The following is a 15,239-nucleotide window of genomic DNA, read 5'->3' on the forward strand; positions in this document are numbered from 1 at the left end:
CCACTTCTCCCCTCATGAAAGCGGTGGGTTACCACCAGGCCTTGCCCATCGAACACCCCGAGTCGCTGCTCGATTTGCAACTGCCCGCGCCGCAGGCGCAGGACCTGGCGCCGCACGACCTGCTGGTGGCCGTGTCGGCGGTGTCGGTCAACCCGGTGGATACCAAGGTGCGGCGCAGCCGCGCTCCGGCCCCGGGCCAGGCCGAGGTGTTGGGCTGGGACGCGGTGGGCACGGTGTTGGCCGTGGGCCCGGCCGTCACGCTGTTCCAGCCTGGTGACCGGGTCTGGTACGCCGGCAGCATCACCCGCCCCGGCAGCAATGCCGAGCGGCAGGTGGTGGATGAGCGCATCGTCGCGCGGGCGCCCAACAGCCTGAACGACGCACAGGCCGCTGCCTTGCCGCTGACGGCCATCACCGCCTGGGAGCTGTTGTTCGATCGACTGGGGGTGCCTTTGCAGGCCGACGGGCAGGGGGGCGCCGGCCAGACTTTGCTGGTGCTGGGGGCCGGTGGTGGCGTCGGTTCCATCTTGCTGCAACTGGCCCGGCGGCTCACGGCGCTGACCGTGGTAGCCACGGCATCGCGCCCCGAGACGCGCCAATGGTGCGAGGCCTTGGGGGCCCATGCGGTGATCGACCACGGCCAACCCTTGTTGCCGCAGCTGCAGGGCCTGGGCCATGCCGAGGTGGCGCTGGTGGCCTCGCTGACCCACACCGGCGACTACTTCCCGCAACTGGTCGAGTTGCTGGCGCCTCAGGGGCGGCTGGGCCTGATTGATGACCTGGCCCCCGGAGAATTGGATGTGATGGCTCTCAAGCCCAAGAGCCTGAGCCTGCACTGGGAGATGATGTTTGCGCGCAGCCGCTTTGCCACGCCTGACCAGATCGAGCAGCACCGCCTGCTGAGCCGCGTGGCCGAACTGGTGGACGCTGGCCAGTTGCGCAGCACCGAGGGCGAGCACATGGGGCCCATCCATGCGGCCAACCTGCGCCGAGCCCATGCCCACGTCGAATCAGGGCGTGCCCGTGGCAAGGTCGTGCTGCAGGGCTGGGTCTGATCCCGGGGGGGCGCCCGGCGTTTCGGTGGGCCAGCGTCGACCCAGCCAGACCGCCATGGCGGTGGCGGGCATGGGGCGGGCGAACAAAAAGCCCTGCAGCGTGTCGCAGCCCATGTCGGCCAGCAGGCCGGCCTGGGCCTGGGTCTCCACGCCCTCGGCCACCACATGCAGCTTCAGGGTGGCGGCCATGGCCACGATGGCTGCCACCAGTTGCTGGTTGCCGGCATCCTGATGCACCTCGGCCACAAAGGAGCGGTCGACCTTGAGCGTGTCCACCGGGAACTGGCGCAAGTAGCTGAGGCTGGAGTAGCCGGTGCCGAAGTCATCCAGCGCGACCTGGATGCCGGCCGCCTTCAGTCGGCGCAGGGCTTCGCGGGTCTGCTCGGGGTGGCTCATCAACGAGGCCTCGGTGATCTCCAGCTCCAGCAGGGCTGGGTTGATGTGCTGGCGCTCGGCCTGGGCGAGCACCTGTTCGACAAAGCCGGGGGCGGCGAATTGCAGCGGTGACACGTTCACGCACAGCCGCTGCACCGGCAGCCCCTGGTCCTGCCATTGGCGCAATTGGGCACAGGCCTGCTCCAGCACCTGTTCGCCCAGGGCCACGATCAGGCCGCTTTCTTCGGCCACCGCGATGAACTGCCCCGGGCCCCAGCACGTGTCAGGCCCGCGCTGCCAGCGCACCAGGGCTTCGGCCCCGATCACGGCGCCATCGCGGGCCCGCACCAGAGGCTGGTAATGCACGATGAATTCGCGCGTGGCAATGCCCCGACGGATGTCCTGCTCCAGTTGCAGGCGCACGGTGGCGGCCTCGTCCAGCGCGCGCGAGAAGAAGTGGTAACGATTGCGGCCCTCGCGCTTGGCCCGGTACATGGCGGTGTCGGCGTGCTTCATGAGCAGCTCCACGTTTTCGCCGTCGGCCGGGAACAGGGCCAGGCCCAGGCTGACCGACATGTTCATGTCCCGGCCAGCGATCAGGCAGGGGCGCGCCACCTCGGACAGCACCTTCTCGGCCACCGCCCCCAGGTCCTGGGGGCTCTGGATATCCCCCACCAGCATGACGAATTCGTCGCCCCCCAGTCGGCAGATGGTGTCGCAGGTGCGCAGCGTGGCCTTGAGCCGGCGCGCCATTTCGCGCAGCAGCTCATCGCCAGCGGCATGGCCCAGTGAGTCATTGACATGCTTGAAGTGGTCCAGGTCGAGAAACATCACGCCAAAGCCACCGCCTTCACGACGGCTGCGCTCGCAGGCCTGCTGGATGCGGTCTTGCAACAGCACGCGGTTGGGCAGGTCGGTCAGGGCGTCGTGGTGGGCCAGGTGGGCCATGCGCTGCTCCAGGGCGCGGGCCTCGCGCACGTCCTGGAACACCATCACCGCGCCACGCAACTGGCCGAGCGGATCGAAGATGGGTGACACCGCGTGCTGGATCGGGTGTTGCTGCCCCGACAGGCCCCGCATCAAGGCTTCGCGGGGCAGGCCGGAGCCGCGTCCGGTGCGCAGGCAGCGCAGCACCGGGTTATCGATGCGCAAGCGGGTTTCGGGGTCGAGCAGGACCAGGGTCTGGTCAAAGGCATGGCCTTGTGCACTCTGGCGCTGCACGCCCAGCAAGGCCTCGGCCACGGGGTTGAGGTACTGGATCCGGCCCTCGGCATCACAGGCCACCACCCCATCGCCGATGGAGTGCAGGGTCACTTCGATGAACTCGCGCTGGGCCGCGAAATGGGCCAGGCGTTGGTTCTCCGTCACATCCTCGATCACAGCCAAGGCCCGCGTCGGCTGGCCACGGGCGTTGCGTTCCCACACGGCGGACAAGCGCGACTCGATCAACTCGCCCCGGCCGGTCACCCAACGGCAGGCGACATCGCGGCACTGGCCACGCTGCAGCAGCTCAGGCAGCACATGGGCCTGGATGTACTGGGCCGACTCGGCCGGCATGAAGTCGGTGAAGGGCTGGCCCAGCACCTCGGGGCCCGAACGCCCGAGCTTGTTCAGCCACAGATCACTCACGCTCAGCAGGCGGCCGTCGGGCAAAAACGACATCATCAGCGCGGGGGTGTGGCTGTACAGGGTGCGCAGCCGGCGCTCGCTGGTGCGCAGTTCGCGCAGGCTGCGGCGGTAGCCCTCCATGGCACTGGCCAGCAGGGTGGGGGGCACCACCACGGCCAGGATGGGCAGGTAAAACAGCACATGCTCCCAATGCAGCGTGGTGGGCGGTGGGATCAGCAGCCCCAGGCCGATCTGGGCCCCGGTCAGGATCGACACCAGCAGGCTGGCGCTGGCCGTCACGGCAAAGCCGCCACGCAGGGCGGCCAGGGCCAGCGGCAGGGTGACGTAGACAAAGGGAAAGGGCACGCTCACGGGCACCACCAGGGCCACGGCCGCACTCAGCAGCAGCAGCGAGCCGTTTTCGAGGCTGCGCAGTTGGTGTAACAGGACACGCGCACCGTGCATCAGAACGAACAGCACCAGCGGAAGCATGGAGATGGCGCCGATCAGGCTGCCCTCCAGCCAGCGCGGCCACAGGAAGCCGAAGCTGGCTGCGGTGCTGCCCGCCAGCATGGCTGCCCCCAGCGTGGCGCCAATCAGCGCGGGCACCAGCCCGGCATTCAGCACGATCAACAGCAGTCGGGCCGGGCTGCTCAGCAGATCGATGTCCCCCTTCACCCGCCGCAGTGCCTGGGCTGCCAGGGTCACCTCGATCAGGTTGGGCAGCACAAAGGCCACGGCCGCGTGCCAGTCTTCGACCAGCAGCAGATTCGCGCCCAGGTTGCCCAGGGTCAGGGCGGGCAGCAGCACCCAGGCGTCGCGCGCGGGCCGGCGCGCCACCAGCAAGGCACCGGGCATGTTGGCGAACCACAGGGTGGCCACACTGCCCGGCAGGCGCGACAAAGCGATGCTCATCCCGGCCAGCAGCGCATACAGCACGGCACCGAACAGGGCCGCACCCCACACGCTGTGGCGTTGCACAGGCGGGCCGGAGGGGTCTGATTCCAGTTCGCTGGAGGCGTAGGCGTCGGGCTCAGAGGGCGTCGTCATCCGGGCTCCTGCGCACCAGGGTCACCGCCAGGCCCAGCACGGCCACCCCGGCCAGGCCCAAGCCGATACGCCGCAGCCAAACCGCGCGCGGATCGTCACTGCTCTGTTGGCGCCCGTCCAGCCAGCGCTGGCGCAGCGTCTGGCGCCGGGTTTCCGGCAGGCGCAGCAAGCTCTCCTCCAGTACCCGCCCGATGTCCGGACGGGATTTGGGAAAGGCAAAACTCAAGGGGTATTCGAAGCCGATGGCCGCATTCACCTGCACGGCCCGCAGGCCCAGGCGGTCGGCTGCAAAGTGCACGCTGGCCACATCGGCCACCACCGCTCCCACCTGACCCGCGCGCAGCAGGCGCAGCCCCTCGCTGTCGTCATCCACCGGCATCCATTGGACCTCGGGGTACTTCTCTCGAACAAAGGATTCCACCGCGTAGCCCCGGCCCACGGCCACCGGCCGGCCACGGAAGTCCCCCAGCGACTGGGGGTCGCGGCTGGGCAGGGTGACCAGCACGGCAGGCACCGTGACATAGGGGCGGGTGAAGCCGAGAAATTCGGCCCGTTCCGGGGTGGGGCGCAGTGAGGAGATCAGGTCAACCTGCCCCTGCCGCGCGGCCTCCAGGATGGAGGCCAGGGGTTGGGCCGGCAGGGTGTCGATCCGAAGTTCGCCCTGGGTGGCCATGGCGTTCAGAAAGTCGGCCGACAGGCCTTCCACCTGCCCCTCGTCGGTCAGGTAGATGAACGGACCGTAATCCTTCTCAGGCGCAAAGCGCAGGCGCAAGGCCTCGCCGGCCCAGCCCAATTGGCCGAGGGCCATCAGCCCCCAGGCCAGCAACGCATGCCGCAGCCCAGCCCGCAGCCTGTCGCCTGGACGATGATTTTTTTGAACTCCCCTGCCCTGCATGATTGGCGGCCTTCCTGGAACGGATCCGACGAAACCGGTTTGGACAGCCCCATTCTGGGTGAATCAAAAAATTGTTACAAGATGAATTTGAGGGGTGTGTCAAGGTCATTTGTCTCGTATCGACGGATCAGCGACCCATGGAGGGCAATGGAAGCGCAGTTTTGTAACGCACCTGCTTGAGGGCAAAGCTGGAGCGGATCTTTTCCACCCCGGGAATGGGCGTGAGCTGTTCGAGAATGAAGCGCTCCAGGGCGGCGATGTCGGTCACGGCCACGCGGATCAGGTAGTCGCTGTCGCCCGTCATGAGGTAGCACTCCATGACCTCGTCGTGCTCGCAGATGCGCTGCTCGAAGTCGGCCAGGGCGGCCTTGCTTTGGGTGCGCAGACTGATCGAGATGAACACATTGAGGCCCAGGCCCAGCGCCGCCGCACTGGCCAGCGCCACGTAGCGCGAGATGACGCCTGCCTGCTCCATCGCCTTCACGCGGGCCAGGCAGGGCGACGGTGACAGGTGCACGCGACGGGCCAATTCGACGTTCGACAGCGCGCCATCGGCCTGCAGTTCGGCCAGGATGCGAAGGTCCAGTGTGTCCGGCTTCATATGCGCGAATTTATTAAATAAGCCGCATATTGTGCTGAGATTGCTTGTTTTTGAGGCTTGTTTTGGCGACTCATTCTGTGGTGATTTCCCTAAAGTACTGAACCATGAACGCACCTGCCGATCCCCGCTTCCTGCAGCTCATCGATGGCATCCCCGATGCTGACCCGACCGAGACCGCCGAATGGCGTGAGGCCTTCGAATCCCTGGTGCAGACCCAGGGGCCGGAGCGAGCCCGTTTCGTGCTGGACGAACTGGCCCGCCTGGCCCGGGCGCATCAGACGGGATGGCGCCCCGGCTTGAACACAGCCTATGTGAACACGGTGCCGGTGGGGCAGCAACCCGCGTTTCCGGGCGATCTGGCGATCGAAGAGCGGCTGGCGTCGCTGATGCGCTGGAACGCGCTGGCCATGGTGGTGCGGGCCAATCAGGTGGAAACCGGTGGCTCGGCCGAGCTGGGCGGCCACATCGCCAGCTATGCCAGTGCGGCCGATCTGTTCGAGGTGGGCTTCAACCACTTCTTCCATGCCCGCCAGGGCCTGGGCCCGGGCCAGCATCGCGGGGACCTGGTGTTCTTCCAGCCGCACAGCGCCCCGGGGGTGTATGCGCGCGCCTTCCTCGAAGGGCGCCTGCAGCAAGCCGACCTGATGCACTACCGGCAGGAAATTTCGGCCCCGGCGGCAGGTGCCCAAGGGCTGAGCAGCTACCCCCACCCGTGGCTGATGCCCGAGTTCTGGCAGTTCCCCACCGGCTCGATGGGCCTGGGGCCGATCAGCTCGATCTACCACGCGCGCTTCATGCGCTACCTGTCGCACCGCCAGTTGCTCGATTGCAGCGCGCGCAAGGTCTGGGGCGTGTTCGGCGACGGCGAGATGGACGAGCCCGAAAGCATGAGTGCCCTGACCCTGGCCGCCCGCGAGGGGCTGGACAACCTGGTCTGGGTGGTCAACTGCAATCTGCAGCGCCTGGATGGCCCGGTGCGCGGCAATGGCCGCATCATCGACGAGCTGGAGCGCCTGTTTGCCGGCGCCGGCTGGAACGTGGTCAAGCTGGTGTGGGGCAGCGACTGGGACGGCCTGTTTGCTCGCGACATCACCGGCGCCCTGGCCCGCGCCCTGTCGGCCACGGTGGATGGCCAGATGCAGACCTTTGCGGCCAAGGATGGGCGTTTCAACCGCGACAATTTCTTCGGCCAGAACCCTGAGCTGGCCGCGCTGGCCATGGGGCTGACCGACGAGCAGATCGACCGCCTCAAGCGCGGCGGGCACGATCTGGTCAAGATCCACGCCGCCTATGCCGCGGCGGCTGCGCACCGTGGCCAGCCCACGGTGATCCTGGCCCACACCAAGAAGGGCTATGGCATGGGCACGGCCGGTCAGGGCAAGATGACCACGCACAGCCAGAAGAAGCTCGACGAAGACGACCTGATCGAGTACCGCAACCGCTTTCAATTGCCGCTCAGCGATGAGCAGGCCAAGTCGCTGACCTTTTACAAACCCGCGCCCGACAGCGATGAGATGCGCTACCTGCATCAGCGCCGCGCCGCGCTGGGGGGCTTTCTGCCGCGCCGCGAGGCCGCCTGCGAGGTGGTGCCGGTGCCCGAACTGAGCCGCTACGGCCAGTTCGCCCTGCAGCCTGATGGCAAGGAGATGAGCACCACCATGGCCTTTGTGCGCATGCTGGGCAACCTGCTGAAAGACCCGCAACTGGGCCCGCGCATCGTGCCCATCGTGGCGGACGAGGCGCGCACCTTCGGCATGGCCAATCTGTTCAAGCAGGTGGGCATCTACAGCAGCGTGGGCCAGCGCTATGCGCCCGAAGACATCGGCTCGGTGCTGAGCTACCGTGAGGCGCTGGACGGCCAGATCCTCGAAGAGGGCATCAGCGAGGCCGGGGCCATCGCCAGCTGGACCGCTGCCGCCACCAGCTACAGCGTGCACGGGCTGGCCATGCTGCCCTTCTACATCTATTACTCGATGTTCGGCTTTCAGCGGGTGGGCGACGCCATCTGGGCCGCGGCCGATCAGCGCGCCCGCGGCTTTCTGCTGGGTGCCACCTCGGGCCGCACCACGCTGGGCGGCGAGGGCCTGCAGCACCAGGACGGCAGCAGTCACCTGGTGGCGGCCACCATCCCCAACTGCAAGGCTTACGACCCGGCCTACGCGGGCGAACTGGCCGTGATCATCGACCAGGGCATGCGCGAGATGCTGGTCGAGCAGCAAGACGTTTTTTATTACCTCACCCTGATGAACGAGAACTACGCCCAGCGCGACCTGCCCGAAGGCGCGTCTGCAGGCGTGTTGCGCGGCGCCTACCGGCTGCAGCGCATCCCCGGCACGGCCACCCACAAGGTGACCCTGCTCGGCTCGGGCGCCATCCTCACCGAGGTGGTCAAGGCGGCCCAACAACTGGCCGCCGAGGGGTTCACCGTGGACGTGATCAGTGTCACCAGCTGGAGCGAACTGGCCCGCGATGGCCAGGCCTGCGAGGCCCGGGCCCTGGCGGGTGAGCCTGACCCAGGAACCCCTTGGCTGACGGACTTGCTGGCCGACACCGAAGGCCCGGTCATTGCGGCCACCGACTATGTGCGCGCCGTGCCCGAAAGCGTGCGCGCCTGGATGCCGGCCGGGCGCCGCTATGTCACCTTGGGCACCGACGGCTTCGGCCGCAGCGACACGCGCGCCGCCTTGCGCGCTTTCTTTGGCGTGGACGCCGCCCAGGTGGCGCGGGTGGCGCGGCAGGTGGCCGGCTGAGCACATGAGCTCTCAACCTTGAGGGCTTCACAAGGTCTGAGGTTGACGTGCAAATCTTGTGTGGAGGACGCAGTGGTGACAGAACTTCAAGCGCCAGTTCAACGCAAGCACCTGGGCACTGCGCCTCAACCCAGGCTGGCGTGGATGCTGTCACGCACCCGCGGGTAGATCTGCTGGTTCCACTTGCGGCCGCTGAACACGCCATAGTGGCCCACGCCGGTCTGCACGTGGTGGTTCTTCAGGTAGGGGCGCACGCTTTTGCACAGGTCTTGTGCGGCCACGGTCTGGCCGATGGCGCAGATGTCGTCGCGCTCGCCTTCGACGGTGAGCAGTGCCGTGCGCCGGATGGCGGCCGGGTTGACGCGGCGGCCCTGGTAGTGGAGCTGGCCCACGGCCAGGTCGTAAGTCTGGAACACTTTCTCCACCGTTTCCAGGTAGAACTCGGCGGGCAGGTCGTTCACCGCCAGGTACTCCTCGTAGAAGGTCTTGATGGTCTCGGCCTCGTCGAGGCGGCCCTCCAGGATGTGCTGGTAGAGGTGTTCGAACGATTGTTGATGGCGTTCCAGGTTCATGCTCATGAAGGCGCTGAGCTGCACAAAGCCCGGGTACACGCGGCGCATGAAGCCCCGGTGCGGCAGGGGCACATGGCTGATCAGGTTCTTTTCAAACCATTCGATGGGTTTGCTGGTGGCCAGTCGGTTCACCTCGGTGGGGTTGACCCGGCAGTCCACCGGGCCGGCCATCAGGGTCAGGCTGCGCGGCTGGGCCGGGTCATCGTCTTCGGCCAGCAGGGCGGTGGCGGCCAGGGCCGCCACGCAGGGCTGGCACACGGCCACCAGGTGGGTGCCAGGGCCGATGTGCTGCAGGAACAGCATCATGTAGCGGATGTAGTCGTCCAGCCCGAAGGCGCCTTCGCGCAGGGCCACGTCGCGGGCGTTGTGCCAGTCGGTGATGTAGACATCGTGGTCCTGCAGCAGGGTGCGCACGGTTTCGCGCAGCAGGGTGGCAAAGTGGCCCGACAGGGGGGCGGCCAGCAGCACGGGCGGTTGGGTGGGCAGGCCGGCGGCCGGGTCTTTGGCAAAGTGCAGCAGGGTGCCGAAGGGCAGGGTGTGCGCCACCCGTTCGGTGATGGCCACGCGCTGTTCACCGATCTGCACCGCATCGATGCCGTAGGCCGGCCGGCTGTGCGTGAGCCGCAGGCGCGAGAACACCTCGCCAGCCGCGGCCATCTGGCGCAGCACCGTGCGTTCGGTGCCGGGCACCATGAACGCCGAGCCCATGGCCTGCGCCATCAGGCGCAGCGGGGACATCAGGTCAGACTGGAGTTGGTAGGCCTGATACAGCATGGCAATCTTTCGGTGGGTGTTGCCGGGGCGAAGGCAAGTTGCGGGCCAAGGCCTGGCGCTGGCGGCATGGCACGGGGCTTGCACAGCCGCTGCACCTACAGGAGCAAGCCATGGCCAAAGCGGTTTTGACGATCAGCAGCAAGAACTACGGTGCCTGGGCCTTGCGTGGCTGGCTGATGGCGAAGCTGGCGGGCTTGCCGTTCAGCGAAAAGGTGATTTCTCCCGATGACCCTGACATGAAGGCCGAGATGCTGCTGTTGTCGGCCTCGATGCGGGTGCCGGCCCTCGATCACGAGGGACTGCATGTCTGGGACACCCTGGCCATTGGCGAGTACCTCAACGAGATCCGGCCTGATGCCGGCCTGTTGCCGGCGGATCGTGCTGCCCGGGCCCATTGCCGAGCCATCTGCGGTGAGATGCACTCGGGCTTCAGCGCCCTGCGCTCGTCCCTGCCCATGAACATCAAGGCGCATTTCCCGGGGTTCAAGCTGTGGTCGCGTGCACAGACCGACATCGATCGCATCACCACCATCTGGACCGAGTGCCTGCAGCGCTACGGCGGCCCCTATTTGTTCGGCGCCCAGCCCTGCATCGCCGATGCGATGTTTGCGCCGGTGGTGACCCGCTTCCAGACCTACGATGTGGCGCTGGATCCGGTGTGTGCCGCGTATTGCAAGACCATCATGGCCCTGCCCGCCATGAAGGAGTGGGTGGCCGCCGCAGCCTTGGAGCCCGATGAAATCGACGAACTCGACGCTGAGTTCTGAGAACGTCAACACGTTCTCGGTGGTGCACCCGCCCCATGCGGGTGCATGGCCTGTGTCAGACCCAGGGCGTGGGCGCCGGAATGGGGCACACCGCGGGCACGTCCACGGTCTTGAAGTCGGCCGGTGAGACGATCTCAAGGTATTCCATGTCGGGCGAGTAGTCGAACAGGTAGTGCCGGATGCCCGGGCGTTGGTGCACGCAGTCGCCGGCCTGCACCAGGGTTTCCTGGTCTTCGTACATGAAGCGTGCCCAGCCCTTGAGCATGATCACGATCTGAAAATCGGCCTCATGCCGGTGCCACCCGGTGCCCGCTTCAGGGGCCATGTTGGCTTTCACCAGGTGGGCGATCACCTGGCCGTGCGTGGCGGCGGCCACGCCCAGGTCTCGGTACAGGAAGAAGTCGCGCAATCCGCCACTGACGTAATCGTTGTCGCCAGGCTTGACGTGGGAAAACAAGGTTGAGCTTCGGTCCAGCATGAAGGGCTCCTGTCGAGGGTTGGGAAAGAGGCCAGAAGACCCCACGTGACGGCGGGTCACAGGGGTATTGCTGCGGTGCAGCATCAAGCATGAAACATTCCCGGTTTCAGGGGGCTTTGGGCGCCAGATCGGTGCCCACAAGACAGGCGGGTCCGGGCGACGTGAGTTCGGCGACAGCAGCCGAGGCGGGAATTGGCTAGAGTGTTTGGCGGTACCCAGCCCGTTCCCTGTTTCCCGTTTTCCGTTTCCAAAGCTCCAACCAGCGAGACAAATCCGTGAACACCCCATCTTCCTTTGCCCGATTTGGCAGCGGCCAGGCTGTGCTGCGCCTCGAAGACGAAGGTCTGCTCAAAGGGGCAGGCCGTTATGCCGATGACTTCAGCCTGCCTGGACAGGCCCATCTGGCGTTTCAGCGCTCGCCTTACCCGCATGCACGCATCGTGAGCATCGACCGCTCGGCGGCCCTGGGCCTGCCCGGGGTGCTGGGCGTTTACACCGGGGCCGATCTGGCGCAGGCCGGCGTCAAACCCATGCCCGGCAATGCCGGCTTCAAGCGGGCCGATGGTGTGGCCGCCTCGCCTTCACGCCACCCGCTGGCCCAGGAGCGGGTGCGCTATGTGGGCGAAGCCGTGGTGGCGGTGGTGGCCGACACGCCACAGCAGGCGCGTGATGCGGCCGAGGCGGTGTTCGTCGAGTACGAAGAGTTGCCCATGGTGGTGAACCTTGACGACGCCACCCACCCTGGCGCCCCCGCGTTGTGCCCTGAGGCCCCCGACAACGTGGCCGCCGAGATGCAGCACGGCAACGCGGCGGCCTGTGCCGCGGCATTTGCCCAGGCCACCCATGTGGTGGCGCTGGAGGTGGTCAACCAGCGCCTGGCGGCCCTCACGCTGGAGCCGCGCACCGTGTTGGCCTACCCCGATCCGGCCGATGGGCGCCTGACCCTGCGCATGAGCACCCAGATGCCCTCGGGTGTGCGCGACACCCTGATCGCCGTGCTGGGCCTGCCGCGAGAGCGGCTGAGGGTGGTGGTTGGCGATGTGGGCGGCGGCTTCGGCATGAAGACCGGTGCCTACCCCGAAGACATGGTGGTGGCCTGGACGGCCCAGCACCTGCAGCGCCCCGTGAAATGGGTGGCCGAGCGCAGCGAAGAGTTCCTGTCGTCCAGCCATGGCCGGGATCTGCAGACCCGTGCCGAACTGGCGCTGGCGGCCGACGGCAAGATCCTGGGCTTGCGCTTGCGCTCACTGGCCAATGTGGGGGCGTATGCCACGGGCACGGGGGTGGCCATCCAGCTGCTGATCGGCCCCTGGGTGCAGACCAGTGTGTATGACATCCAGACCATCGACTTCCACTTCAAGGCGGTGCTGACCAACACCGCACCCACCGGGGCCTACCGCGGCGCCGGGCGGCCCGAGGCCATTTTCACGATGGAACGCCTGATGGATGAGGCAGCCCGGCAGACTGGCATCGACCGCGTGGCCTTGCGCCGCCGCAACTTCATCCAGCCCGAGCAAATGCCCTACAAGAACCCCATGGGGCAGACCTATGACACCGGCTGTTTTGAGAAGGTGATGGACCAGGCCCTGGTGCAGGCCGACTGGACCGGCTTTGAGGCCCGGGCTGCGGCCTCGCGCCAGAAGGGGTTGCTGCGTGGCCAAGGCATTGCCACCTTCCTGGAGTGGACCGGTGGCAATGTGTTCGAGGAACGCGTCACCGTCACCGTGCTGCCGGACGAGACCATCGAAGTGTTCTCCGCCGTCAACGCCATGGGCCAGGGCATTGCCACCACGCTGGCCCAGCTGGTGGTGGATGTGTTCGGGGTGCCGATCGCGCAGGTGCGCGTGGTGCTGGGTGACACCGACCGCGGCGACGGCTTCGGCAGTGCGGGCTCACGTTCCTTGTTCACCGGCGGCTCGGCCGTGCGGGTGGGGGCCGAACGCACCATCGAGCACGCCAAGACCCTGGCGGCGGCCGAACTGGAGGTGGCCGCCGAGGACATCGCCTATGAAGGCGGGCGCTTCAGTGTGAAAGGCACCGATCTGGGGATCGACCTGTTTGCGCTGGCGCGGGCCCAGCGCGAGCAGCGCATCCACATCGATTCGACCAGCACGGTATCGGGTCCCACCTGGCCCAATGGCTGCCATGTTTGCGAGGTCGAGCTGGACCCTCAGACGGGCGATGTGCAGGTGGTGGCCTATTCCTCGGTCAATGATGTGGGGCGGGTGGTCAACCCCCTCATCGTGCGCGGCCAACTGGACGGTGGCGCTGTGCAAGGTTTGGGGCAGGCCCTGTGCGAGCACCTGCTGTACGACCGCGAAACCGGGCAACTGGTCACCGGCAGCCTGATGGATTACGCGGCCCCGCGGGCCGACCTGGCGCCCGAATTCCACACCACGATGGACGAGTCCACCCCTTGCAAGAACAACCCGCTGGGGGTCAAGGGCGTGGGCGAGCTGGGCACCATTGGCGCCACCCCCACCCTGGTCAATGCCGTGGCTGATGCCCTGGCCCGGGCAGGCCGGGCCGGCACGGCGCCGAGGCTGCAGATGCCGCTGTCGTCAAGCCGGCTGTGGGCCCTGCTGCAGTCAGGCGCGCCGGCGTGAAGCCATGAAAAAAGCCCCTGGCGTGAGCAAGGGGCTTCAACTTGGAGAAACCAGAGACCAGAGGGGCCGGGCAGCGACCCTCCCTGGTCAGATCGAGGGGGCCGATCAGAAGGCGTGACGCACGCCCAGCATCAGGTTGGAGCGGGTGCTCAGCGTCGAGGCGGCGCCAAACAGATCGGAGCCGGCGGTGATCGCGGTGGCCGAGTAGCCGCTGTTTTGCTTGGAGCGGTCCACATAGGTGTAGACCATGGTGCGCTTGCTCAGCGTGTAGGTCAGGCCCAGTGCCAGGGTGTTGCGGCTGCCGTCCACATTGGTGGTCGACTTGGTCTTGTCGTTGTAGTAAGCACCGATCAGGCCCACCAGCGGGGTCACTTCGTAGTTCACGCCCAGGGTGGCGATGTCGCTCTTGGCGCCGGTGCTCAGCTTGGTGTCCATGTAGTTGAAGAACACGCGGGCCGGGCCGAAGCCGTAGTTGGCGCCGATCATGGCGTTGGAAGTGCTGCCCAGGTTGGTGCTGGCCGAGGCGTTCACGTCAAACTTCTGGTAGGCCGCGCCGACCAGCAGGGGACCGGCGGTGTAGTTGGCTTGCAGACCATTGAGTTGGCCGGCCGAGGTGGAGCCCGACACGTTGCCAAAGCCGTGCATGGCGGCGAAGTTCACGCCAGCGATGTTCTTGGCGTAACGCACGGCGTTGTTCTGGCGGAACGTGCCGTAGGCCAGGTAGAAGCCCGATTCGTTGACGTTGGAGATGCCCCACAGCGGGTCAAAATTGCCGTAGTGCTCGAACAGCGGGGTGTACTGGCGGCCCACGGTCAGTTGGCCAAAGTCACCACCCAGGCCCACGAAGGCCTGACGACCGAAAGCCAGTCCGCCTTGGCCACGGCTGCCGTCATTGGGGTTGAAGCCGGCTTCCAGGGTGAACAGCGAGTACAGACCGCCGCCCAGGTCTTCCTTGCCCTTGAAGCCGTAACGGCTACCGCTGATCGAACCCGAAGTCACAGCGTTCAGGCTGCCGCCGGTGGCGGTCGCGTTGGTCTGGTGTTGGTAGGCGGTGTCGATCACGCCGTACAGGGTGACGCTCGATTGGGCGTAGGCAGAGCCCAGGCTCAGGGCCAGGGCGGTCATCAGAAATGTCTTTTTCATTGCAAGTCCTGTGTTCAGGTGGGGCAGGGGTGAGTCAGAAGGGCCGCATCGCGCCACGTCTGGGTGCATCCGACCAGGAAGGCACCAAGATGAGGCGAAATGGTTTTTCGCCCACAAATAAATGTCATTGACGACAGGTCGCGGATTTTAGGGACATGTTTGCATTTCGTAACTTTTTGGTGTGGGGTTTTTGTGACACCCGTATGCCAATTAGCGCGCTTCATGACTCATCAATTTTTCTGATGAATCTCCTGGGGATCGAATCTTGCTGATTGAGGCTGGAGCGTTCGTTGCCTGCGGATCGATCGTTCATGCGGTGGGACGTTCTATTAATCAGGCTGCTGGTACATGAATCGAATTGATGGAGAGGGGCTTTAAGGGCATCTCCCGACAAAGCTGGCCCGGAAATTGAAATACCTTCCACCGCCGCCTTCTATCGGCGTTTATTACTGATTCGGAGTTCATCCATGCAATTGAAGTTGACACTTACCGCTGTTGCTGCCCTGGCAGTTCTGGCAGGCGCTGCCTCGGCACAAGACGTTCAGGTCGTGAAGATCGGCCACGT

The 15,239-nt window shown here is 66.2% G+C and carries 10 protein-coding genes; 4 read left to right on the forward strand and 6 right to left on the reverse strand.

The features are described from left to right. The first annotated feature begins 14 nt into the window (after positions 1–14). Positions 15–1,055, forward strand: coding sequence for a zinc-binding alcohol dehydrogenase family protein (locus AC3WUT_RS28205; protein WP_492350394.1), 1,041 nt, complete (start codon positions 15–17; stop codon positions 1,053–1,055). Here the strand turns inward: AC3WUT_RS28205 and AC3WUT_RS28210 are convergent. The 3 genes from AC3WUT_RS28210 to AC3WUT_RS28220 form a co-directional block, all read right to left on the reverse strand. Further along, complete coding sequence (locus AC3WUT_RS28210; protein ID WP_492350385.1) at positions 1,011–4,088, reverse strand: bifunctional diguanylate cyclase/phosphodiesterase; 3,078 nt, start codon at positions 4,086–4,088, stop codon at positions 1,011–1,013. The genes AC3WUT_RS28205 and AC3WUT_RS28210 overlap by 45 nt on opposite strands. Then, entirely contained in the window at positions 4,072–4,896 is an 825-nt protein-coding gene (locus tag AC3WUT_RS28215; RefSeq protein ID WP_492350386.1) for a transporter substrate-binding domain-containing protein, read from the reverse strand. The genes AC3WUT_RS28210 and AC3WUT_RS28215 overlap by 17 nt, the downstream gene beginning before the upstream one ends. 214 nt (positions 4,897–5,110) lie before the next feature. Then, the gene (locus AC3WUT_RS28220) at positions 5,111–5,584 is read right to left on the reverse strand and encodes an Lrp/AsnC family transcriptional regulator (RefSeq protein WP_492350387.1); all 474 of its coding nucleotides are present in this window, start codon (positions 5,582–5,584) and stop codon (positions 5,111–5,113) included. 104 nt (positions 5,585–5,688) lie between these two features. On the opposite strand from AC3WUT_RS28220, the gene mdeB reads away from it, so the two are divergent. Beyond that, positions 5,689–8,334, forward strand: a complete 2,646-nt coding sequence (mdeB, locus tag AC3WUT_RS28225) for an alpha-ketoglutarate dehydrogenase (RefSeq protein WP_492350388.1) — start codon at positions 5,689–5,691, stop codon at positions 8,332–8,334. Between the two features lie 125 nt (positions 8,335–8,459). Here mdeB and AC3WUT_RS28230 read toward each other — a convergent pair whose 3' ends face one another. Continuing rightward, the gene (locus tag AC3WUT_RS28230; RefSeq protein WP_492350389.1) at positions 8,460–9,680 is read right to left on the reverse strand and encodes a polyhydroxyalkanoate depolymerase; all 1,221 of its coding nucleotides are present in this window, start codon (positions 9,678–9,680) and stop codon (positions 8,460–8,462) included. 110 nt (positions 9,681–9,790) lie between these two features. Here AC3WUT_RS28230 and AC3WUT_RS28235 point away from each other — a divergent pair, with 110 nt between their 5' ends. Continuing rightward, positions 9,791–10,447, forward strand: a complete 657-nt coding sequence (locus AC3WUT_RS28235) for a glutathione S-transferase (RefSeq protein WP_492350390.1) — start codon at positions 9,791–9,793, stop codon at positions 10,445–10,447. 55 nt (positions 10,448–10,502) lie between these two features. Here the strand turns inward: AC3WUT_RS28235 and AC3WUT_RS28240 are convergent, their stop codons facing one another. Then, entirely contained in the window at positions 10,503–10,925 is a 423-nt protein-coding gene (locus tag AC3WUT_RS28240) for a cupin domain-containing protein (RefSeq protein WP_492350391.1), read from the reverse strand. Between the two features lie 275 nt (positions 10,926–11,200). Here AC3WUT_RS28240 and AC3WUT_RS28245 point away from each other — a divergent pair, with 275 nt between their 5' ends. After that, positions 11,201–13,531, forward strand: a complete 2,331-nt coding sequence (locus AC3WUT_RS28245; protein WP_492350392.1) for a xanthine dehydrogenase family protein molybdopterin-binding subunit — start codon at positions 11,201–11,203, stop codon at positions 13,529–13,531. A 105-nt stretch (positions 13,532–13,636) separates the two neighbouring features. Here the strand turns inward: AC3WUT_RS28245 and AC3WUT_RS28250 are convergent, their stop codons facing one another. Further along, positions 13,637–14,674, reverse strand: coding sequence for a porin (locus tag AC3WUT_RS28250; protein WP_492350393.1), 1,038 nt, complete (start codon positions 14,672–14,674; stop codon positions 13,637–13,639). Positions 14,675–15,239 lie beyond the last annotated feature (565 nt).

This window comes from Curvibacter sp. EU05-FHT14A10 (assembly GCF_058791075.1).

Bases quoted from the DNA above. Each gene is read 5' to 3' on its own strand.
- AC3WUT_RS28230 (WP_492350389.1), bottom strand. From the start codon at position 9,680: ATGCTGTATCAGGCCTACCAACTCCAGTCTGACCTGATGTCCCCGCTG.
- mdeB (WP_492350388.1), top strand. From the start codon at position 5,689: ATGAACGCACCTGCCGATCCCCGCTTCCTGCAGCTCATCGATGGCATC.
- AC3WUT_RS28240 (WP_492350391.1), bottom strand. From the start codon at position 10,925: ATGCTGGACCGAAGCTCAACCTTGTTTTCCCACGTCAAGCCTGGCGAC.
- AC3WUT_RS28210 (WP_492350385.1), bottom strand. From the start codon at position 4,088: ATGACGACGCCCTCTGAGCCCGACGCCTACGCCTCCAGCGAACTGGAA.
- AC3WUT_RS28220 (WP_492350387.1), bottom strand. From the start codon at position 5,584: ATGAAGCCGGACACACTGGACCTTCGCATCCTGGCCGAACTGCAGGCC.
- AC3WUT_RS28215 (WP_492350386.1), bottom strand. From the start codon at position 4,896: ATGGCCCTCGGCCAATTGGGCTGGGCCGGCGAGGCCTTGCGCCTGCGC.
- AC3WUT_RS28250 (WP_492350393.1), bottom strand. From the start codon at position 14,674: ATGAAAAAGACATTTCTGATGACCGCCCTGGCCCTGAGCCTGGGCTCT.
- AC3WUT_RS28205 (WP_492350394.1), top strand. From the start codon at position 15: ATGAAAGCGGTGGGTTACCACCAGGCCTTGCCCATCGAACACCCCGAG.
- AC3WUT_RS28235 (WP_492350390.1), top strand. From the start codon at position 9,791: ATGGCCAAAGCGGTTTTGACGATCAGCAGCAAGAACTACGGTGCCTGG.